18 protein-coding genes are annotated in these 21,632 nt (G+C 71.9%); 12 read left to right on the forward strand and 6 right to left on the reverse strand.

Translation table 11 applies throughout. The features are described from left to right. Nucleotides 1-179 precede the first annotated feature (179 nt). Nucleotides 180-1,181, forward strand: coding sequence for a helix-turn-helix domain-containing protein (locus tag AC3ET4_RS25550; RefSeq protein WP_431953333.1), 1,002 nt, complete (start codon nt 180-182; stop codon nt 1,179-1,181). 747 nt (nt 1,182-1,928) lie between these two features. Beyond that, the gene (locus tag AC3ET4_RS25555) at nt 1,929-2,846 is read left to right on the forward strand and encodes a TIGR03619 family F420-dependent LLM class oxidoreductase (protein ID WP_431953335.1); all 918 of its coding nucleotides are present in this window, start codon (nt 1,929-1,931) and stop codon (nt 2,844-2,846) included. Nucleotides 2,847-3,006: 160 nt separating this feature from the next. Here AC3ET4_RS25555 and AC3ET4_RS25560 read toward each other — a convergent pair whose 3' ends face one another. After that, nucleotides 3,007-3,618, reverse strand: coding sequence for a TetR family transcriptional regulator (locus tag AC3ET4_RS25560; RefSeq protein WP_431953337.1), 612 nt, complete (start codon nt 3,616-3,618; stop codon nt 3,007-3,009). 156 nt (nt 3,619-3,774) lie between these two features. Here AC3ET4_RS25560 and AC3ET4_RS25565 point away from each other — a divergent pair, with 156 nt between their 5' ends. From AC3ET4_RS25565 to AC3ET4_RS25575, 3 genes are all read left to right on the forward strand, one after another. Beyond that, nucleotides 3,775-4,524, forward strand: a complete 750-nt coding sequence (locus AC3ET4_RS25565) for an SDR family NAD(P)-dependent oxidoreductase (RefSeq protein WP_431953377.1) — start codon at nt 3,775-3,777, stop codon at nt 4,522-4,524. Between the two features lie 556 nt (nt 4,525-5,080). Then, on the forward strand, nt 5,081-6,019 hold the full coding sequence (gene hpnD, locus AC3ET4_RS25570; protein WP_431953339.1) for a presqualene diphosphate synthase HpnD: 939 nt from the start codon (nt 5,081-5,083) through the stop codon (nt 6,017-6,019). Nucleotides 6,020-6,116: 97 nt separating this feature from the next. After that, nucleotides 6,117-6,770: a phosphatase PAP2 family protein gene (locus AC3ET4_RS25575; RefSeq protein ID WP_431953341.1), complete on the forward strand. Its 654-nt coding sequence runs from the start codon at nt 6,117-6,119 to the stop codon at nt 6,768-6,770. Nucleotides 6,771-6,985: 215 nt separating this feature from the next. Here the strand turns inward: AC3ET4_RS25575 and AC3ET4_RS25580 are convergent, their stop codons facing one another. From AC3ET4_RS25580 to AC3ET4_RS25595, 4 genes are all read right to left on the reverse strand, one after another. Further along, nucleotides 6,986-8,260 (reverse strand): acyltransferase family protein, encoded by a 1,275-nt coding sequence (locus AC3ET4_RS25580; protein ID WP_431953343.1) that lies wholly within the window; start codon nt 8,258-8,260, stop codon nt 6,986-6,988. Between the two features lie 29 nt (nt 8,261-8,289). After that, complete coding sequence (locus AC3ET4_RS25585) at nt 8,290-10,416, reverse strand: bifunctional polysaccharide deacetylase/glycosyltransferase family 2 protein (protein ID WP_431953345.1); 2,127 nt, start codon at nt 10,414-10,416, stop codon at nt 8,290-8,292. Continuing rightward, nucleotides 10,413-11,078, reverse strand: coding sequence for a hypothetical protein (locus AC3ET4_RS25590; RefSeq protein ID WP_431953347.1), 666 nt, complete (start codon nt 11,076-11,078; stop codon nt 10,413-10,415). Before AC3ET4_RS25590 ends, AC3ET4_RS25585 begins: the two co-directional genes overlap by 4 nt. A gap of 145 nt (nt 11,079-11,223) precedes the next feature. Then, nucleotides 11,224-12,000: an SDR family oxidoreductase gene (locus AC3ET4_RS25595; protein WP_431953349.1), complete on the reverse strand. Its 777-nt coding sequence runs from the start codon at nt 11,998-12,000 to the stop codon at nt 11,224-11,226. 34 nt (nt 12,001-12,034) lie between these two features. On the opposite strand from AC3ET4_RS25595, the gene AC3ET4_RS25600 reads away from it, so the two are divergent. Further along, nucleotides 12,035-12,349, forward strand: a complete 315-nt coding sequence (locus AC3ET4_RS25600) for a 4a-hydroxytetrahydrobiopterin dehydratase (RefSeq protein ID WP_431953351.1) — start codon at nt 12,035-12,037, stop codon at nt 12,347-12,349. A 446-nt stretch (nt 12,350-12,795) separates the two neighbouring features. Beyond that, entirely contained in the window at nt 12,796-14,442 is a 1,647-nt protein-coding gene (locus AC3ET4_RS25605; RefSeq protein WP_431953353.1) for an alkaline phosphatase D family protein, read from the forward strand. A 6-nt stretch (nt 14,443-14,448) separates the two neighbouring features. On the opposite strand, the gene AC3ET4_RS25610 is transcribed toward AC3ET4_RS25605, so the two are convergent. After that, on the reverse strand, nt 14,449-15,459 hold the full coding sequence (locus tag AC3ET4_RS25610; protein WP_431953355.1) for a Gfo/Idh/MocA family protein: 1,011 nt from the start codon (nt 15,457-15,459) through the stop codon (nt 14,449-14,451). A gap of 82 nt (nt 15,460-15,541) precedes the next feature. Here AC3ET4_RS25610 and AC3ET4_RS25615 point away from each other — a divergent pair, with 82 nt between their 5' ends. From AC3ET4_RS25615 to AC3ET4_RS25635, 5 genes are all read left to right on the forward strand, one after another. Continuing rightward, nucleotides 15,542-16,834, forward strand: a complete 1,293-nt coding sequence (locus tag AC3ET4_RS25615) for a multidrug effflux MFS transporter (protein WP_431953357.1) — start codon at nt 15,542-15,544, stop codon at nt 16,832-16,834. A gap of 38 nt (nt 16,835-16,872) precedes the next feature. Beyond that, entirely contained in the window at nt 16,873-17,070 is a 198-nt protein-coding gene (locus tag AC3ET4_RS25620; protein WP_431953359.1) for a hypothetical protein, read from the forward strand. Further along, complete coding sequence (locus AC3ET4_RS25625) at nt 17,036-18,124, forward strand: serine hydrolase domain-containing protein (RefSeq protein WP_431953361.1); 1,089 nt, start codon at nt 17,036-17,038, stop codon at nt 18,122-18,124. Before AC3ET4_RS25620 ends, AC3ET4_RS25625 begins: the two co-directional genes overlap by 35 nt. A 294-nt stretch (nt 18,125-18,418) precedes the next feature. Then, on the forward strand, nt 18,419-20,566 hold the full coding sequence (locus tag AC3ET4_RS25630; protein WP_431953363.1) for a SpoIIE family protein phosphatase: 2,148 nt from the start codon (nt 18,419-18,421) through the stop codon (nt 20,564-20,566). Between the two features lie 165 nt (nt 20,567-20,731). Then, nucleotides 20,732-21,469, forward strand: coding sequence for a CDP-alcohol phosphatidyltransferase family protein (locus tag AC3ET4_RS25635; protein ID WP_431953365.1), 738 nt, complete (start codon nt 20,732-20,734; stop codon nt 21,467-21,469). Nucleotides 21,470-21,632 lie beyond the last annotated feature (163 nt).

Here is a 21,632-nt window from a genome sequence, read left to right on the forward strand (position 1 = left end):
ACCTTGCAACAGCCCTGGCTGTGCAACCGCCACTCTCGTCCGACGGGAGCACCACCGGAGTGCTTGCTTAAAATTCAGCAAAACCATAGCGTCGGTGACCACATAGATTGCCTACCGCAGTACGGTTGGGAAATCCGCCCCCAATGCTGGCTCCGCTACCGGTGCAGGAGGAAGCCCGCATGGTCGTTCGACTCGACGCCGCGTCGATGGCTCCCCGTGATCGTGCGGCGGCGATCCGGGAATTTTCCTGGTCCATCAACGGTCACGTCGAGGTGGACCTACCGCCGAATCCGCATCGCCAGCAGGCCTATGCGACCACCAACGCACTGGGATCGGTGAAAATCTCGGAGATCGGCTGGAACGTGGCCCGTCTCCTGTGCGCCCCTGACCCGTCGGACGAAAACGCGGTGCCGCACGTTCTCGTCAATCTCCAGCAGGCGGGGGTCTCCGATGTCCGCCAAGGGGGAAGGCGCGCACAGCGAAGGGCCGGGGATCTCACGGTGCTCGACAATATGCATCCCTATGAGGTGTCCTTCCACGGCTCAACGCATTCGGTTCTCGTGAGTGTTCCCACGCGTGTCCTCGGGCTGCGACCCTCCGTGCTCGACCAGATCACTGCCGTGCCACTCAGTTCGGAGCGCTCGGTCGTGGGTGCCACAGCAGCATTCTTCAGTCGACTGGCCCGTCAAGCCGAAGTCGGCGAAGCCGAGACCGACCTGCTCGCGCTGCCCGGTGTTGACCTGATCAGGGCCGTGGTCACCGTGGTCCTGGGCCGGGACGACCTGGCCAGAGCGCCTCTGAACAACACACTTCTCGTGCGCGTTCAGGAATACGTCCGCCTCCATCTGGCAGACCCCGACCTGACCGCCGACCGTATCGCCGCTGAGCACGACGTCTCCGTACGCTGGCTCTACCTGACCCTGTCCCGCGCGGGAATTTCTCTCGGTGAATGGATCAGGGCGCAACGCCTCGAAGAGTGCAGGAGAGAACTGGCCTCGCCAGTGCGTCAGTTCGTGACCATCGAGGCCATCGCCCACCGGTGGGGTTTCGCCAGCGCGGCCCACTTCAGCCGCGTTTTCAAGACGGCGTACGGCGTGAGCCCCCGCGAATTTCGGTCGGGGCAGAGTGCGATTTCATCGGAAGCAGCGCCTCCTCGGCCGAGATTGGGCGGACCCCCCTGACCGTTCGGGCCCGACTGGAAGGCGACATGGCAGCCGCCCTGTGCCCCGCTCGGGACCCTCGGGGCTGCACGTGCAGCACGCGGGGCAGACTGATCGGCCCTTGCCTACCAGCGAAACGACCTCGAAGCGGTCGAGGCCGCCTCTCCGCCCTCGAACGCCGCGTGTGGATCGCATCCTGCCTTGGCACCCCTCACCGGGTACGCCGTGCCGTTCCTCGCCTGACAATCCCGACGCCCCCCCGCACGGCCGCAACCGGCCGCGCGGGGGGCGTCTTTGGCGTCCTGGTGGTGGACGCCCGTACGCAACTGACATGTCCGACGAGTAGTGGGCGTTGCTTGAGCCGCTGATGTCCGAGGGGTTGGTCGGCCGGGGTCGGGACGGATCCGGAGAGCCGGTCGCCGGGCTGATGCGGCCGGGGCCGCGGCGTCCCCACCGCCACCGGACTTGTCATCACCGGCCGCCGCCGCATCCTTCGCCTCGCGGGGCACTGGCCATGCATCGAAGGGTCCGTCAGCTGACGAACCCCCATGCGCCGACCGTAGGTATGCCCGCTCTCGCCGGCTGCCTCTACGAGCGGCGCGCCGCCCTCCGTGGCGGGTGGGTCGAGGATTTTACCCGAACCATGATCTCGCTTGCGATAACTTTTACATGCGCATGCAAGAGTTATGAGCTAAACCTATCGGCCTGAGAACGGATGCGGCTGTGCTGTCGCATCCGGCGAGCCGCCTTTCATCAGAGGAACTGGATATGCGCATAGGCCTGGCCCTGCCGACCTTCGGCCCGGACGCAAACGCTGAAGGGATCGTCGCCGTCAGCCGCTCCGCCGAGGCGCTGGGATATGACTCCCTGTGGACGGGCGACCGCGTCCTGGCCCCCGAGACCCCCAGCGCCCCGTACCCGGCGGGCGACGGGGTGATGCCCAGGGTCTACGAGAACAGCCTCGACCCGCTGGTGTCCCTGACGCTCGCCGCCGCGCACACCGAGCGGGTCCGTCTCGGCACGAGCACACTCAATGGCCTGTGGCAGCCGCCTCTGATGCTGGCCCGTTCCCTGACCACCCTCGACGTCCTCAGCGGCGGACGCCTGGACGTCGGGCTGGGCCTGGGCTGGATGCCCGACGAGTACACCGCGGTGGGCGTGCCGTGGCAGGGCAGGGGACGGCGGCTGGACGAAACGCTGGACGTCCTGCAGGGCTACTGGGCGAACGACGTCTTCTCCCATCAGGGCCCGCTGTTCACCATCCCGGAGACCGTCGTCGGGCTCAAGCCCCACCAGCGTCCCGCCCCGCCGGTACTGCTCGCGGCGTTCACGCCGGCGGGTCTGCGCAGGATCGGCCGGCGGGCCGACGGCTGGCTGCCCGTCGCCATGCCGCTCCCGTACCTCACGGGCATGTGGGCGACCGTCCTGGCCGAGGCGGAGGACGCGGGGCGCGATCCTTCCGCCCTGCGCATGGTGGTGCGGGTCAACCCCGAGCTGACGGAGGAGAAGGCCGAGCCGGAGCAGGTCCCTCAGGCCGGGACGCTGGAGCAGTACATCGACTACGCCCGGGCGGCGGCTGAGGCGGGTGTGCACGAGCTGTTCATCGACTTCGGGCAGAGCCCCCTCGGCTCCGAGGAGCGCACCGATGTCACCGGCCGCTTCATCGAAGGCGTACGCGCGGGCTGACCCGGCCGTTCGGACCGCCTTCCGGGTGGCCGCCGGCGCCCCGCGCGTCGAGCAGCCTCCCGCCTGTCGGGATGGCGTCAAAACCCTCGACATCACTTTCGGAGGGCCGCTGACAAGCGGCCCTCCGGTAACCTCGGCAACACCGGATACCGCTTGTTCGTCAGTCCCGAGCCGAGCCGACGTTCAGGAGCCGCTTGAAGGCGCGGTCGACTGCTGACGCCAGAAGGTCGGGCGTTTTGAAGGCCTCGGTGTAGCCGGCGTTGTAGCACGCGGTCGAGATGTGTGCGGCCTGCAGGGCGATGAGTGGCTCGGCACCCTGCTCGATCAGTGCCGCCTCCAGCGCATCCGTGTACTCGCGTTCCTTGACCAGGCTGCAGGCCTGGAGCTGCGGCGTCTCTGCGATCAGCTGCTCGCGCATGGGGAAGCGCAAGGCCTGGATCGCCTTGGAGTCGGCGAGGACGAGGCAGGCGGAGTGTGCAGCTCGTAGCGCTTCGATCAGTGAATTCCCGAGCGGCGCCCTGGTGCGGGCCGCTCCCGCCACGGCTTTCGCGAGGAGGACATGCGAGGCGTCGTCGTCTGCGAAGAGCACGTTCGCCTTGTCCGGGAAATAGCGGAAGAACGTGCTCCGTGCCACGCCTGCCGCAGAGGTGATCTCCGCCACAGTCACGTCGTCGAATCCGCGTTCGGCGAAGAGTGTCGCGGCCGCTTGGACGATGCGCTCACGGGTGCGCTGCCGCTTGCTCCCCCGTTCGGGCTGTGTCACCTCGGTCATCTTTGCGACGGTACCAGCGGTCGTATGGTGGCCCCAAAATTTGACACTGCATTCATAAAAAATGAGACTCAGTCCGAGAAAATTGCGCCTCAGGAGATCGGCCTGAAGCGGGAGCATGCCCTATCGGTGAGTGTGCCCATGTGGAGAGGGGCGTTGATGGCTGAGCAGAAACTGGCGGGCAGGACAGCGTTGGTGACGGGCGGAAGCCGAGGCCTCGGTGCAGCCGCGGCACGTCGGCTTGCACGGGAAGGCGCGGACGTCGCCATCACCTACGTGCACGCGAAGGACAAGGCTGAGGCCGTGGTCGACGAGCTGAAGGGCCTCGGGGTGCGAGCGGCGGCCTTCCAGGCCGATCAGGGGAAGCCGGACGAGGTCATCGGCATGGTGGGCCGTGTCGCGGAACGGTTCGGCCGCATCGACATACTCGTCAACAATGCCGGTGTCTTCGTCACCGGCCCGATCGGCGCACTGTCGCTCGACGACATCACGCGCCAGTGGGCCGTCAACGTGCGAGGCATGGTGGCGGCCACGCTGGAGGCGATCAAGTACATGCCTGACGGCGGGCGCATCGTCAACCTGGGCTCCGTCAACGGGGAACGGAGCGCCGCCGCGGGTCTCGGCGACTATGCCGCGACGAAAGCCGCTGTGGCCGCCTACACGCGGTCGTGGGCCCACGATTTGGCACCCCGCAAGATCACTGTCAACACGGTCCTGCCTGGTCCCTCGGACACCGACATGGGCATCCCTCAGGAAAGCGACCTCGGCACGTTCGTCCTGGGACTCCTGCCGTATCACCGCTACGCCTCTCCGGACGAGGTGGCCGCGGTGATCGCCTTCCTGGCCGGCCCCGACGCCTCCTACACGACAGGCGGAGAAATCCGCGTGGACGGCGGCTGGAACGCCTGATCGTCACCCAGGACGCGGGCGCTCTCCGCTGTTGGGCGTGATGAGGTCGAGCGCGTGTGGGGGGTGTGACCGTAGTGATCAAGCGTGCCGCCCTGCTTGCCCCTGGCCCGAGGTGGGCCGGCCCACTCGCGAGTTCGCGGAGGGTGGCCATCGGTGGCGCGTCTTTGGTGTGGGTCCTTGAGGCGTCCCGGGCGTCCGGTGACCCAGGCACGGTGATGCCTGTGGGCCGGTTTCGATGCTGACCTCACCGGCGCGTAGGCACCGGCAGCAGCGTCGGACGGTTGCGGGGCTTGGCCGGTACGGGGAAGCGCCCTCGACTGACGGATGCCGCCTGTAGCAGGGATCTCGTAGCGGTCGTCCCTCCCCCACGATGAAGCCGGCGTGGTCGTGCCGGGTGTGGAGCGTCTCTTCGAGGCGGAGGGTCCACGCAGGCACGTAAAACTTTTGATTCAATCGCTTTTCGATCTGCGTTGGGTGAGGGCGGTCGCAGCGACAGTCGCCTATCGTGTACGTGGAAATTACTTCTGACGAGTACATGGGAAGGGGTGGGCGAAGTATGGCGACGGATCAGCCGATTTCCGCTCCGGTGCTGGCGGCCTACAGTTACTGCGAGGCGGTCACCGGACACGAGGCTCGGAATTTCTCATACGGCATCAGGCTGCTGCCTCAAGATAAACGGCGTGCCATGGCCGCACTGTATGCTTTCTCCCGGCGGGTGGACGACATTGGTGACGGTTCCCTTGAGCGGGAGACGAAGGAATCACGGCTGGAGGCGGCACGCGCTGTCGTCAAGCGGGTCCAGGCCGGGGGTGTGGAGGAGCTCGACGCCAATCCGATAGCGGTGGCGCTCGCCGATGCCGCGCGGCGCTTCCCGATTCCTCTCAGCGGTCTCGAAGAATTGATCGACGGCGTACTCATGGATGTCCGGGGTGTCACTTACGAGACCTGGGACGACCTCAAGCTCTACTGCCAACGCGTCGCGGGAGTCGTGGGGCGTCTCTCGCTCGGTATATTCGGAACCGTACCCGGCGCACCCGGCTCGGAACGCGCAGTCGAGTACGCCGACACCTTGGGACTTGCGCTTCAGCTGACGAACGTCCTCCGAGACGTGCGCGAAGACGCGGGTGTGGGACGTACGTACCTGCCTGCTGAGGACCTGCGGAAATTCGGATGCGAAGCGGGTTTCCGCAGTTCCGAACTGCCTCACGATGCTGACTTCGCAGGGCTCGTCCGCTTCGAAGCCCGCCGAGCGCGTGCCCTGTACGAGGAGGGTTTTCGTCTTCTGCCCATGCTCGACCGGCGTAGCGGGGCGTGCGTGGCTGCCATGGCGGGCATTTATCGGCGGCTTCTGACCCGCTTCGAGCGCGAACCCGAGGCAGTGTTGGGCGGCCGGGTCTCACTGGCAGCCCATGAGAAGGTCTTCATCGCCGTCCGGGGCCTTTCAGGTGTCGATGCGCGCAGTACGCGTCGGCAGAAAGCCGGAACGCCCGTTTGATGCGCTGAGGTTTCGTGGACCGGTGAGCGGTGCCCCTGTGCGGGGTACCGGAGCTCGCTCAAGAACGGCTTGTACGGCGGCGGTCATACGTCGCCCGATGGAAGGACGCGACGTGGTCTCGGGTGGAAGAAAACTGGCTGGCGGCCTGGCGGTGCTGGTGGCGCTGTTCGGGCTGGGGGCGGTCGCGAAGACGGCCGCGTTGACACGGTGGGACATAGCCTTCGACGAGGAACTCGCTGAACGGCGCAATAGCGCATTGACATGGCTCGCCAAAGCAGCGACGGACGTGTCGCAGACTTCGGTCGGGGTGGCGCTCGCACTGCTGATTCCCCTGGTGCTGTGGGTACTGCGTCGGCGGCGCGACGCGGTGCGGGTGCTGCTCGCCTTCGCCGGCGCGCTGACCCTGACTCTCGTGGCGAAGGTGACGGTGGGCGAGCACCGGCCACCGGCCCGGTTGTGGATCGAAGCTCCGGACAACGCGGACAGCTTCCCCAGCGGGCACACGACGATCGCCGCGGCCCTCGCGCTCGCCCTGATCCTCGTGGTGCGCGGGCGTGCCCGAGCACTTGTGGCGGTACTCGGGGTGCTGCTGACGGCCGGGGTGGCGTTTGCCCGGATGTACCTGGGGGTGCACTACCTCCCCGACGTCGCAGGCGGGGTACTGAGCGCGGTATCCGCGCTGTTGCTGACCCTGGGCGTACTGGAACTACGGCCCGGCAAGGCCCGGGAGGCGGCTGCCGCTTCCTCGTGACTCTCGCCTGGGCTGTCCGCGCAGTCGGGGGGCTCACGGGGCAGCGGCCCTCCGGTCTCCTGGAGCCGCCGCCGTGAACCGTGTGCCACCAGCACGAGCCCAGCGCCGGGCGGGCCGACCGCGCCGCCGACGCATCGCTCGCGGGAGCGACGATCGCGTCCACTCTCGACGAGACGCTCGCCCTCTCCGGACGGGAACGCCCCGAGTTGCTGGCTTCAGGCAGGTCTATCGGGCGGTCGCGGAGGACTGAGCGGAGACCGAGACCGAACCGGGCCGCCCGGCGCCGCCCGGCTGGGGGCCTCGGCGGGGCCCCCGTGCCGCCCCTGGCCCGCCGGCCACAGGCGCGGCCGACGGCGCGCGGCGAGGTCCTCGCTCCAGCCGGTCAGCACGACGGCCGCGCCGATGAGCGGCCAGACGGCGAGGAACTGGAACCAGGTCGCATCCAGCGGGAGGTGGGCCTCGAAGAAGGGCACGTCCCACATCAGGTCGATCAGCGGGACGCTGGCGAGGAGCGCGACCTCGTGCCACAGGTAGACGGTGACGGCACGGGCGTTGAGCAGCCCCACCGCCGCGTTGGCGCCGGGCGCCCGCCGCATCCGGCGCGGTCGGAAGCGCAGCAGCAGGAGGACGAAACCGGCCGACCACAGGGCCTGGGCCAGCGGGATCTCGCCGAGGTCGATGCCCTCCTCGGTGGGGTGGGTGTACGCGAACCAGCCGCCCGCGGCGAGGCAGAGCGCAGCCGCGGCGACCACTGTGCGGGCCCGCAGGGCGTCCAGCAGGCCGTCGCGGTGCGCGAAGCCGAGCAGCCAGCACGCCGCGAAGGTGACGAGGTCGACCATCGGCGTGAGGGCCGGCTCGGTGAGCGGCAGCCGGTCGTACTGGGCGAGGAGGACCAGCGCGCCGCACGCCGCCAGGCAGGACCGCGGTGCCGCCCGGAAGGCCCTCAGCAGCCAGGGGGAGAGCAGCACCAGCCACAGATAGGTGCGGATGTACCAGAGCGGGGCGATGATCTGCTCGGCCCAGGCGGCGCCGGGCGGGTCGGCCAGCGGCAGGATCCACAGCGGCATCCGGAGCCACGAGTGCGGGCGCCAGCCGTGGAGCAGCATCGAGGCGGTCACGGCCGCGGCGAACAGCCAGAAGGGCGCCAGCAGCCGCCGCAGCCGGCCGCGGAGCACGGACGGCGCGGGCCGGCGCAGGGAGTGCGCCACCAGGGACCCGGCCAGGGCGAACATGATGCCGATGGAAGGGAAGAGCAGGGTCAGCCAGGCCCAGCCGAAGGTGTGGTAGGCGACCACCCGCACCAGGGCGAGGGCGCGCAGCAGGTCGAGGTAGCCGTCCCGGCCGCCGCTCCCGCCCCCGCTGACGGAGGCGGCGGCGGGGTTCCGCGGACCCGGTACGCGCGTTCCGGCGCCGTGCGCGGACCGGGGCGGGGCCGCGGAGTCGCGGCGGCCCGCGCCCTCGCGCGTTCCGGCCTCGCGTGCCTCGGGCATGGGTCGCCTCCTCGGGTGGGTACGGGTGTTCAGACGCGGCCCGCGGCACTGCCGCTGCGGCTGCCCACGGCCGGTGCACCGACCTCGCCGGTGCGCCGCAGTTTGTGCCAGCCCAGCCGGCCGCCGCCCGCGGCCGTCACGCACGACTGCAGCAGCACCAGATACATCAACTGCCGGTACAGCACCTGCTGGAGCGGCAGCGGCCACAGGTCCCGCAGCGGCTCGCCGTCCAGCCGGAAGGCGTAGGCCGCGCACGCGGCCTGCACGGCGAGCACCCCCGCCCACGCGAACGCGGTGCGCCAGGGGTCCAGGAAGAGCAGCCCGTAGACCGCGAACACGTCGATGAGCGGCGCCAGCAGGGGCGCGAGCACCTGGAAGAGGACGACCAGCGGCAGCCCGACCCGGCCGAAGCGGCCGGAGTGCCCGCGGTCCAGGACGGCGCCGCGGTGCTTCCACATCGCCTGCATGGTGCCGTAGCTCCAGCGGTACCGCTGCTTCCACAGCTGGCGCACGGAGGACGGCGCCTCGGTCCAGGCGCGGGCGCGCTCGGCGTAGACCACATGCCACCCGGCCCGGTGCAGGGCCATCGTGACGTCCGTGTCCTCGGCGTGGGTGTCGTCGCTCATGCCGCCCACGTCGCGCAGCGCGTCCCGCCGGAAGGCGCCGCAGGCGCCGGGGATGGTGGGCATGCAGCGCAGCACGTCGTACATGCGGCGGTCGAGGTTGAAGCCCATCACGTACTCGATGTGCTGCCAGCGGCCGATCATGCGGCCGCGGTTGCCGACCTTGGCGTTGCCCGCGACCGCGCCGACCCGCGGGTCGGCGAAGGGCTGCACGAGTTCGCGCACGGTGCCCGGCTCGAAGACCGTGTCCCCGTCCATCATCACGATCAGGTCGTGCCGGGCGTGCGCCACACCGTTGTCGAGGGCCGCGCTCTTGCCCCTGTTGGGCTGCCGCACGAGGGTGACGCCGGGCAGGTCCAGGGCCTCGACCAGGTCGGCGGTGCCGTCGCTCGAGCCGTCGTCGACGACCACGATCTCCACGGGGTGGTCGCTCGCGGCGAGGGAGCGCACGGTGTGGGCGATGCACTCCTTCTCGTTGTACGCGGGCACGATGACGCTCACCGGCTCGGTGACCGCGGGCCCCCAGGTGAAGCCGGGCGCCCGGCGCTGCCGCGCGTGCCGGCGCGCCAGGACCAGCATGGCGGCGAACCGGGCCAGCACGAGCAGGCCGACCCCGGCGAGGAGGACGGCGAGTGCCGGGACCGCGGCCTCGGAGACCTCCACCGCGGCGACGAAGACCCGGCCCTTCCACAGCTCCGCCCCGCCGACCCTGGTGTGGGTGGAGCTGGCGCCCACCGCACCGCCCACCGTGTCGAAGCGGTAGCCGCGCTCCTTGAGCAGCGGGATCAGCCGGTCCAGGGCCGCCACGGTCTGCGAGCGGTCGCCGCCGGAGTCGTGCAGGAGGACGATCGCGCCCCGGCCCGCCTTCGCCGGTAAGGACGCGTCGACGATGGCGGGGACGCCCGGCCGCCGCCAGTCCTCGGCGTCGCGGTCGATGAAGGCGGTCACGTATCCCTGCCCGCCGACGCGCTGGACGACCGGCCAGGACAGGTCGTCCAGCGCGTCGGCGGTCGAGGAGTACGGCGGGCGGAACAGAGAGGTGTGGATGCCGGCGGCCCCCGCGAGCGCCAGCTGGGTCTGGGACAGTTCCCGGTCGATCCGCTCCGGCGACTGGTACACCAGGTCGGGGTGGGAGAAGGTGTGCACCCCGATCTCATGGCCCTCGGCGACCATCCGCCGGATCAGCCCCGGGTGCCGGGCGGCCATGCCCCCGGTCACGAAGAAGGTGGCGCGCACATGGTGCCGCCCGAGTGCGTCGAGCACCTTCGGCGTCCACACGGGGTCGGGCCCGTCGTCGAAGGTGAGGGCGACGGTGCGGTCCGGGGTGCGGTACGAGCGTGGCCGCTCGCCGGTGGCGTCGACCACCGGGCCGCCCTCGAGCACCGCCCGCGGCACCTTCTGCGCCGCGACCGGGGGGTGCACCCGGTGGTCGGCCTCGAAGTCGCCGCGTACGTAGCCGCCGAGCAGCAGCACGCACCCGAGCATCACGAGGACGAGCAGGGGGACGACCAGGCGGGGGCGCAGCGCGGTCACCGCCCGCCCTGCGGCTGCTGGTCGACGGGGGCGTCCGAGGACTCCGGCGCGGGGGACGGGGAACCGCCGGGCTGCGCCGGCGGGGAGCCGGACGGTGTGGGTCCGGGCGTGGTCGCGTCGGCGGTCGGGGTCGGGGTCGGGGTCGGAGCCGGTGTCGCGGCGGCGGTCGCGGTCGCCCGCGGGGCGTCGGGGGCGCCGCCGTCCTCGGCCGGGCGCTGGGCCGGGGAGGCGCTGGGGCGCGGGGAGGGCGCGAGGCCGGTGCTGCCGGAGGGGGTCGGCGCGGCGACGGCCCCCGCCTCACGCGAGTCCCCGGTCACGGGGGGTGCGGCCTGCTCGGCCGGTTCGTCGAGTTCCCCCGTGCCCGCGGAGCCCGCGTCGTCCGGAGCTGTGCTCGGCACCCCGGGCAGCGGCAGCAGCGTCTTCGGCGCGATCGGCGTCGTGCCGGAGACGCTGAGCGCCAGCGCCGCCGTGTAGACGGAGCATGCGGCGCCCACCAGCCAGCCGGCCCTGCGTACGGCGCGGGCCCGCCTTCCGCTGGAGTCGACGAACACGGGGCCGGGCAGCGCCGGCGCCCCGGTCTTCGGCTCCGGGGTCCCGGCATCGGACCCCGCTTCCTCTGCGGGCGCTTGTGACCATACGTCGTGGTGGTGCGTGGAGAGCATGCCGCAACGTAACGCGACAGGAGCAGTCCTATGGGACGTATTTCGGACTTGACCATTTCCGGGTTTACATGGTCGAATCCGGCCGCACCTGTGGGGTGGCCGAGGCCCGTGCCGTGCTCCCGGGCAGCACTCCAGGGCCGTCCCCTCAGCCGCGGCCGATGTACGGCATCGTCGTCGCCATCACCGTCACGAACTGCACATTCGCCTCCAGCGGCAGCGAGGCCATGTGGGCGACGGTGCGGGCCGCGTCGGCGACGTCCATCCGTGGTTCGGTCGTCAGCCGGCCGTCCGCCTGCAGGGTCCCGGCCGCCATCCGCTCCGTCATCTCCGTGGCCGCGTTGCCGATGTCGATCTGGCCGCAGGCGATCCGGTACGGACGGCCGTCCAGCGACAGGGACTTGGTCAGCCCGGTGACGGCGTGCTTGGTCGCCGTGTACGGCGCGCTCAGCGGCCGCGGCGCGTGCGCGGAGACCGACCCGTTGTTGATGATCCGTCCGCCCTGCGGACGCTGGGCGCGCATCGCCCGGAAGGCGGCCTGCGCGCACAGGAACGCCCCGGTGAGGTTGACGTCGACGACGGCACGCCACTGCTCGTACGTCAACTCGTCCAGGGGAACGGCCGGAGCGCCCGTCCCCGCGTTGTTGAACAGCAGGTCGACGCGCCCGAAGCGGCCGGTCACGGAGGCGAACAGCGCGTCCACCGACAGCGGGCGGGTGACGTCCGTCGGGATGACCGCCACCGCCTCGTGCGGCAGTCCCTCGGCGGTGGCGCGCAGCGCCTCCTCCCGCCGGCCGGCCAGGGCCACGGCCCAGCCCTGGGCCACCAGTTCGCGCGCCACGGCCCGCCCGACGCCGCTCCCCGCCCCGGTGACCACCGCGACCCGGAGCGCCGCGTCCGTTCCCTTTCCCGCCATCTCAGTCATGGCTCCGCAGGGTATGCGGTGTCAGGATGAAACCATGCCACCCTACGCCGAGCCCCTGTCGCACAAGGAGATCGAGGACCGCCTCGCCGAGCTGCCCGGCTGGTCCCTCACCGAGGAGGGCGCGAGCCTGCGGCGCACCTACCGGCTGCCGCACATCCCGGCGGCGGTCTTCGTGGTGCACATCGCGCAGATCCAGGACGAGCTGAACCACCACAGCGACCTGCTGCTGGGGTATCAGACGGTGGTCGTCACCGTCACCACGCACGCGGCGGGCGGCCGGCTCACGGAACGGGACTTCGGCCTGGCCCGCCGCATCGAGGACATCGCCCCGGCTCACGGGGCCGCGTAGCGCCGCCGCGTGCGGGCGGGAACGGGTGCGGGCGCGTCGCCGGGTGCGGGGCGCTGCTCCGGGGGCAGGGCGTGCGCGACGTGTCACCGCCGCCCCGCCCCCTCCGCCGCGCCCGCCGCCGTGCGAGTCCCCCGGAGGCGTGACCGGCGCGGTCCGCTGTCACCGATCGGGGTGATCTTGGTGAAGGCGTGCCGCCCGCCCCGCCGCTTCGGGGGTGGCTCCCCGAACGGAGGTCTTCGTGTCGCGGGGCTGGAGCGCGGCGGTTAGGGTGGCCGTTCCAGGTCGCGGAACTGACGTGGTGTCAACAGCGCGACGAGCGCGCGATGGGCCGAACGGGGTGTTCCGCGGGCTGGTGGGCGCGTCCTCCGAATGTCGTGCACGCGTCAACATATGCTCCCCCTGGCCACTCAACCGGGGCCACGCAACCCGCCGCCAGGGAGGGACACGTGACGCATCCTCGGGCCCACGGCCGCCACGACCGCGCGCTGCGCACCGCCGCCGCGCACTTCGACCGCCGGCGCTTCCTGACCCTCACGGGGGCCGCCGCGGCCCTCGCGTTCAGCACGAACATGCCGGTGGCGGGAGCCGCCCAGAAGCCCGAGGCGTTGCCCGGCATGATCGCCGAGTACCCGTTCACCCTGGGCGTCGCGTCGGGTGACCCCACACCCTCGGGGGTCGTGCTGTGGACCCGGCTCGCGCCGCGCCCGTACGAGCCGGCGCCGGGCAACGGACTGCCCGACGCCCGCGTGCTCGTCCTGTGGGAGATCGCCCGGGACGAGCGGTTCCTGCAACTCGTCCGCATCGGCGCCACCTGGGCGCACCCGGAGTTCAACCACACCGTGCACGTCGACGCCCAGGGCCTCGAACCGGACCGGGTCTACTACTACCGCTTCCGCACGGGCCCCTGGATCAGCCCCCCGGGGCGGACCCGCACCGCCCCCGAGCAGGGCGCCCTCCCGAACGAGATGCGGCTGGCCGCGGTGAGCTGCCAGGCCTACCACGACGGCTACTTCACCGCGCTCGGCCACCTCGCCCACGAGGACGTCGACGCCGTCTTCCATCTGGGCGACTACCTCTACGAGTACGCCGTCAGCCCCACCGGCGGAGCCCGCGCGTACACCGACCGCACCCTGCCGTCCTGGTTCAACAAGGAGACGGTCACGCTGGAGGACTACCGCCTGCGCTACGCCCTCTACCGGTCCGATCCCGACCTGCAGGCCGCGCACGCCGCCTTCCCCTGGTTCGTCACCTGGGACGACCACGAGACCGAGAACAACTACGCGGGCGCCTCCGACGAGAACGGCAGCCCGGCGGACGGGTTCCTGCTCCGCCGGGCGGCCGCCTACCGCGCCTACTGGGAGAACCAGCCGCTGCGCCTCCCGCAGCTCCCGCAGGGCCCGGACATGACCCTCTACCGGCGCTTCCACTACGGACGGCTGGCGCAGTTCGACATCCTCGACACCCGCCAGTACCGCACCGACCAGGCGCACCGGGGCCGCTGGCACGTCCCGGGACCGGAGGTGCGGGACCCGGCGCACACCATGCTGGGGGCGACCCAGGAGCGCTGGCTGCTGGACGGCTTCCGCGGCTCGCGCGCGACGTGGAACGTGGTCCCGCAGCAGGTCGTGCTCTCCCGGCGGCGGAACACCGCCACCGCCGCGTCCCCGCTCAGCATGGACGCCTGGGACGGCTACCCGGACTGCCGGGAGCGCGTGCTGGCCGGGGCGAGCGCCGCCGGCGTCCGGAACCTGATGGTGCTCACCGGCGACGTGCACGTCCACAACGCGATGGACATCAAGGCGGACTGGGACGAGCCCACCTCGCGCACCATCGGCACCGAGCTGGTCACCAGCTCGCTCACCAGCGGCCGCAACGGCTCCCCGCGCCCGCGCAACTGGCAGGCGCTCATGGACGCCAACCCGCACCTGCGGTTCTACGACGGCCGGCGCGGCTATGTGACCGTCCGGCTGGACTCCGAGGAGGCGCGGGCCGACTTCAAGACCGTCGACTCCGTGACCGCCCCGGGCGCCGCCCTGGCCACCGCCGCGTCCTTCGTGACCGTGGCCGGGGACCCCGGACTGCGGGCGGTCTGACGGGGCTCAGCCCTCGCCGGGGTAGCGGACGCCGATGCGGTCCCGGACGGTGTCGAGCGTCCGCATCACGGCGAGGCTGCCCTCCAGCGGCACCAGCGGGGACTCGCGCTCGCCCGCGCGCAGGCAGCGCATGACCTCCGCCGCCTCGTGCTGCAGCCCGCGCAGGCCGTCGTCGGGGGCGCCGAACTCCTCCGGCTCGCGACCGTCGCGGTGCAGCACGAAGCGGTCCGGGTGGAAGAAGCCGCGGGGCACCTCGATCCGTCCCGCGGAACCGGTGACCACCGCGGTCTGCGCGGTGTCGGCGGTGAGGGAGCAGCTGAGCACCGCCATGGCGCCGCTGTCGTAGCCGAGCAGCATGCCGGTGTTGTCGTCCACGCCGTCCTCGGTCAGGTGCGCCCAGGCCTGGACCTCGTCGGGCTCGCCGAGCAGCAGGTGGGCGAAGGAGACCGGGTAGACGCCCAGGTCCAGCAGGGCGCCGCCGCCGAGCGCCGGGTCGAGCAGCCGGTGGCCGGGCTCGAAGGGGCCGGGCAGGCCGAAGTCCGCGTGCACGCTGCGGACCTCGCCGACCGCCCCGTCCGCCACGAGTTCGGTCAGCCGCCGCACCACGGGGTTGCAGTAGGTCCACATCGCCTCCATCAGGAAGCGCCCGCGGGCCTGGGCGAGGTCGGCCAGTTCGCGCGCCTCGACCGCGTTGACGGTGAAGGGCTTCTCGCACAGCACCGCCCGCCCGGCGCGCAGGCACAGCCCGGCCGCGACGCGGTGCGCCGAGTGCGGGGTGGCGACGTACACCACGTCCACCCCCTCGTCGTCGGCGAGTTCGGTCCAGCTGCCGTACGCCCGCGGGATGCCGAAGCGGTCCGCGAATGCCTGCGCGGAGTCGAGCCGGCGTGAGCCGACCGCGACGATCTCGGCGTCGTCCTTCAGCTCGCGCAGGTCCTCCGCGAACGACGCGGCGATGCCGCCGGTAGCCAGGATGCCCCAGCGCACTTTCCTACCGGAATCGATCGATTCCGTCATGAATCTGCCCCCACCTGGCCTCGACCACCTTGTGATTGCTGAGAGCATAGAGAACGATTCGAACACCACGGAGAGAGACCCCATGCCGCAAGCCGGCGCGACCCCGCCCGACCAGATATCCACACCGGGGCCGTCAACCCCGGTACGACGCGCCGGAGAGATCCCAGGAGCCCGCACCAGCGTGATGGTGACGTTCCTCCTCGGCGCCCTCAGCGCGCTCCCCGCACTCTCCATGGACATGTACCTGCCGGCACTGCCGCGGGTCGGCGAGGATCTGCGCAGCCCTGCCGTCACGGTGCAGCTCACCCTCACCGCGTGCCTTCTCGGACTCGCCCTCGGTCAGTTGGTCGTCGGCCCGATGAGCGACCGCTGGGGCCGCCGCCGTCCGCTGCTGGCGGGGATGGTGCTCTACGTCCTGGCCACCGCCGTGTGCGCCTTCGCGCCCACCACGGAACTGCTGATCGGCTTCCGGCTGCTGCAGGGGCTCAGCGGCGCGGCCGGCATCGTGATCGCCCGCGCGATCGTCCGCGACCTGTACGACGGCGTCGCGATGGCCCGCTTCTTCTCCACCCTGATGCTGATCTCCGGGGTCGCGCCCATCGTCGCACCGCTGATCGGCGGGCAGGTGCTGCGGATCACCGACTGGCGTGGGGTCTTCGTCGTGCTGACGGTGGTGGGCCTGCTCCTCACCGTCGTGGTGTGGCGCGGGCTGCCGGAGACGCTGGCCCCCGCGGAACGGCACGTCGGCGGGCTCGGCGCCACTCTGCGGGCGATGCGCGGGCTGCTCGCCGACCGCGCCTTCACCGGCTACATGCTGACCGGCGGCTTCGCCTTCGCCGCTCTGTTCGCCTACGTCTCGGCGTCCTCGTTCGTGATCCAGGAGATCTACGGGGCCTCGCCGCAGACCTACAGCCTGCTCTTCGGTCTGAACTCCGTGGGCCTGGTGGCGCTCGGCCAGGTCAACGGCAAGATCCTGGTCGGCCGGGTCAGCATGGACAAGGTGACGGGGGTGGGACTGGCGGTGATCACGGTCGCCTCGGCCGTGCTGGTGGCGCTGACCTCGGGGTGGCTCGGGCCGGTGGGGCTGCTTCCGGTCGCCGCGAGCCTCTTCGTGCTCATGGCGGCGATGAGCCTGGTGCTGCCCAACACCAACACGCTCGCCCTGATGCGCACCCGGCACGCCGCGGGTTCCGCCTCCGCGCTGCTCGGCACGAGCTCCTTCCTGGTGGGCGCGATCGCCCCGCCGCTCGTCGGGATCGCGGGGGAGCACACGGCGGTGCCGATGGCCGTGGTGCAGCTGTGCGGCGCCGTCGCGGCCGTGGTCTGCTTCGTCGGGCTGTGCCGACCCCGGCGGCGTACTGTGGATGCACGGTGATTCGTCCCGCCCGTCGCCACGCCAGTCAGGAGGCAGGGATGTCCGAGCCGATCGACGAGAGCAAGTGGGCCTTCAAGACCGCAGACAGCTGCCTGCACACCGGGTCCGAACATCAGATCGATCCGGAGGACCTGGTGATGGCCTCCGGCCGCGAGCCCACACCCGCCCTCATCGAGAAGGCCCGCAAACTGCTGGAGGAGCATGGCCCCGCGGCTGTCGAGAGGTACCTCCCGTGACGCGGAGCTGCGCGGCGACGAGCTGAACCGGCTCGTCGCGGACATCACCCCCTTTCTGGAGCCCGCACCGCCCACCGGGCACCCCTGGTGCGCGGGGGCGGTGGTCCTCGCGGGCCGGGGCGGCACGGTCGCCCTCCACGAGGCCCTGGGCTGGGCGGTCCGCTACGCCTCCTACGACGAGGACGCCGACCGCGGCGTGGAGCTGCCACGCGAGCGGTGGGTCCCGATGCGTCCCGACACCGTCTTCGACCTCGCCTCGCTCACCAAGCTCTGCACGGCCGTCGTCGCGGTGGGCAGGCTCGAACTCGGCCGGGAGGTGGCGGCCTACGTGCCCGAGTTCGCCGCGGCCGGCAAACAGCGCATCACCGTGGGGCAACTGCTCGACCACACCTCCGGGCTCCGTCCCGAGCTGCCCTTCCACGAGCACCCCGACGGGGAGGCCCGGGCGAAGCTGCTCTGGGAGGAGGCCCCGGTCGCGGCGCCGGGCACCGAGCGGATCTACTCCGACCTGAATCTCATCGCGCTCCAGCACGTCCTGGAGCGGACCACCGGCGAGGCCCTCGACGCCCTGGTGCGGGAGGACGTCACCGAGCCGTTCGGGATGTACGACACCCGCTACAACCCGCCCGCCTCCTGGATCCCGCGGATCGCCGCGACCGAGGACCAGCGCAGGCCCTGGGGACGGCTCGACCGCGGCCCGCTGCACGGGACCGTCCACGACGAGAACGCCCACGTCATGGGTGGGGTCGCCGGCCACGCCGGACTGTTCTCCACCGCGTGGGACCTGGCCCTCTTCTGCCGTGCGCTGCTGGACCGCGGCGGCCCCTACCCCGGCTTCGAGGTGGACCGGCCGTACTTCATGGGCGCCCTCGCCGGGCGCGGAGCGGCCGGCCACACCGGGTTCACCGGCACCAGCCTGGTGATCGACCCCGCCACCGACGGGTTCCTGGTGCTGCTCGCCAACTCCGTGCACCCGTGCCGCAGGTGGCGCGACGGGAGTGCGCCCAGGGCGGCGGCCGGCACCCGGTTCGCGCGGGCGCTCGGCGTGGCGTGACCCGCGCCGCTCCTGCCGTCGCCGCCCTGGCCGTTCCGGACGCCGTCGTCACCTACCCAGGGGCGGACGGCCGCCCGGGTCCGTGAAAGATCCGCACCCGGGCGCGTGGAAACAGACGTCCGAAAGGTGCTTCATGCCGTTCATCGGGTAGTTTGGCAGCTGACGTGGGGTAGGCATCCGCCCGGCAGCCGCGTCGGCCGGCTGGCCCCCACGGCGGAACGGAGGCGCAGCAGGCCATGGTCCCCGAGGACAGGACGCGCCCGCTCCCGGCACCGGCCGGGGGGTGGTGAGGACATGCCGCCGGAGCTCGCCGGCCTTGTCGCCGCACACCCCGGTGCGGCGCTGCTGGACTCCCCGCTGAGGCAGGTGGTGCGCGACACGGGCGCCACCATGGGCCTGGTCTACCTGATGGCGCCCGAGCAGGACCTGCTGAGGCTGGCCGCGGTCGTCGGCGTCTCCCGCAAGATCGACGCCATATGGGGGCGCGTGGTCCCCGGCGCCTCCCACCCCGTCGCCGACGCGGTCCGCGAACGGCGCATGGTGCTGCTGGGCGGCCACGAGGACATCGCCCGGTCCTATCCCCGGCTCGCCCTGGTCCTGCCGTACGACTTCCCGCTCGCCGCGGCCCCCGTCACCAGCGGCCCCACCGCCTGGGGCGCGCTGTGCCTGGTGTGGCCGGGCGGGCATCCGGGGCGCCTTTCCCGGCGGACCCGCGAGGCCTACCGGGGGGCCTGCGACCGCATGGGACGGCTGCTGCGCAGGGCCGCCGAGGACGGCAGGCCGGTGCTGCCCCCCGAGGAGCCGCGGGTCCTGCCCGCGCTGCGCGCCCGCGCCCACGGCCCCGAAGAGGCGGCGGCCGCCGCCGACCTCGCCGAACGGTTCCCGGAAGGCTTCTTCGCCCTGGATCTGGAGGGCAGGATCACCTTCGTCACGCGGTCGGCGGCCGCCCTGCTCGGCGCGGAGGTGCCCGACCTGCTGGGCGCCGAGCCCTGGGAGCTGCTGCCCTGGCTGGACGACCCCGTCCTCGAGGACCGCTTCCGCAGCGCGATGATCAGCCGCCGCCCCTCCACGGCCACGGCGCTGCGCCCACCGGACCGGTGGCTCACCTTCGAGCTCCACCCGGACGGCACCGGTGTGAGCGTCCGGGTCACCCCCGCCCCCGCGCCCGAGGCCGCGGACACCCCCGCGGAGCAACTGCCCGCAGGACCGACTCCGGATCGGGCCATCGCCCTCTACCACCTGCTGCACATGGCGGCCACACTCACCGAGGCCGTCGGCACCCAGGACGTCATCGACCTGGTCGTCGAGCAGATGCTGTCGGTCTTCGGCGTGCAGGCCGTGGCGCTGCTGACGGCCGAGGAGGGGCGGCTGCGGGTCATCGGGCACCGGGGCTACCACGAGGAGTTCATGGAGTCCGTCGACACCCTGCCGGTGGATGTCGACAACCCGGCCGTGCGCGTCCTTAAGACGGGCGTCCCGAGCTTCTTCGCCAACGTCGACGAAATGCTGCGCATCTACCCGGACACGGTCGTCCGGGACCGCAAGGCCGCCTGGGCGTTCCTGCCCCTGATCACCTCGGGCCGGCCGGTCGGCTCCATGGCCCTCGCCTACGACCGCCCGCACCCCTTCTCCTCCGGCGAGCGCAGCGTCCTCCTCTCGATCGCCGGCCTGGCCGCGCAGGCACTGGACCGGGCGCGCCTGTACGACGCCGAGCACGACATCGCCATCAGCCTGCAGGCGCGGCTGCTGCCCCGGGTCCTGCCCGACGTCCCCGGCCTCGAGGTGGCCGCCCGCTACCTGCCGGCCACCCGGGGCATCGACATCGGCGGCGACTTCTACGACGTGATCCGCCTCGACACGACCACCTGCGGGGTGGCCATCGGCGACGTGCAGGGCCACAACGTGAACGCCGCCGCGCTCATGGGGGAGGTCCGCACGGCCGTCCGCGCCACCGCCGGGGCCTCCCCGAGCGAGGTGCTCACCCGGTCCAACCGGCTGCTCGTCGACCTCGACCCGGGTCTGCTCGCCAGCTGCCTCTACGCCCAAGTGGACCTGGAAGGGCACACCGCCTGCATCGCCACCGCCGGGCACCCGCCGCCGATCCTGCGGCATCCGGACGGCACCACCGAGGTGCTGCCGCTGCCGCCCGGACCGCTGCTGGGCGTGGACCCGGACGCCCGCTATCCGACGACGCAGATCGCGCTGCCACCCGGCGCGGTGCTCGCCCTCTACACCGACGGCCTGGTGGAGACGCCCGGCGTCGACATCGATGTCTCCGCCGCCGACCTGGCGGCGCAGGTCGCCGGCGCCGGTCCGGGCGCGTCGATGGACGCCCTGGCCGACAGCCTCCTCGGGCACGCCCAGCGCTCCGGCCCGCGCAACGACGACATCGCCCTGCTGCTCACCCGTGTGACGGGAGGGGCGGTACCACCGCCGGAGTGACGCCCGTACGGACGGCGGGCGTGCGGGCGGGGTGACGGCGGGTCGGCTGCGGGGGTGTCCGCGTACCGGTAGTTGACGGCCCGTCAGAAACCCTACTTGCCCCGGGCGGCGGCCGCGGCCTGCCATGATGTGACACGCACGAAGGTCGCATCGCTGGGGGGTCACGTGACGCTGACGATCGGTGGCGCGCTGCGCGAGCTGCGCACGGCCCAGAAATCCGCCAAGGGCGTGTCGCTGTATTCGCGCCACATCAACCGGCCGGCCGGCCGGGTGCTCGCCGCCTGCGCCTACCGCATGCGACTGACGCCGAATCAGGTCACCCTGGTGAGCGCCGCCTTCAGCCTGACCGCGATCGCGGCCCTGGCGCTGGCCCGGCCCTCGTGGCCGCTGGCGGCGGCGGTGTACCTCGGCCTCGTCGTCGGCTTCGCCTTCGACTCCGCGGACGGGCAGCTCGCCCGGTTGCTGGGCCGCGGCAGCCCGGCGGGGGAGTGGTTGGACCACGTGGTCGACGCCGGGAAGATCACCGCGATCCACGCGGCCGTCCTGATCTCCTTCCACCGCTTCTTCGATCTGCCCTCCGAGGGCTGGCTGCTGCTGCCGCTCGGCTTCCAGTTCGCGGCCGTACTCCTCTTCAGCGGCGGTCTGCTGGCGGACAAGCTCAAGCCGAAGCCCCCCGCTGCCGCGGGGACGACCCCGGCCGCCGCCCCGTCGCGGCTGCGCGCGCTCGCGCTGCTGCCCGTCGACTACGGGGTGTTCTGCCTGGTGTTCCTCACCCTCGGAGCGCCGCGGGTCTTCCTGGCCGCGTACGCCGCGCTGTTCGTGGTGCACGCGCTCTTCCTCGTCGCCTTCCTCGCGAAATGGTTCCGCGAACTGAGCACCCCCGCTGCTGGCATCCAGGCGTGATCGCGAACCCGTACAACCGGCGAATGACGGCCCCCGCCCGGGGCCGCTGACACCGGACGCGTCCGCGTCTTCTTCGAGGCCCCCCGCGCGGGGCCTCGGTCCTTTCGCGTATCGGAGCCCTGCCGCCGCCGCCCTGATCGCCCACCGCTGCGCCCCTGGGGAC

The sequence above is a fragment of the Actinacidiphila sp. bgisy167 genome (genome assembly GCF_057707665.1).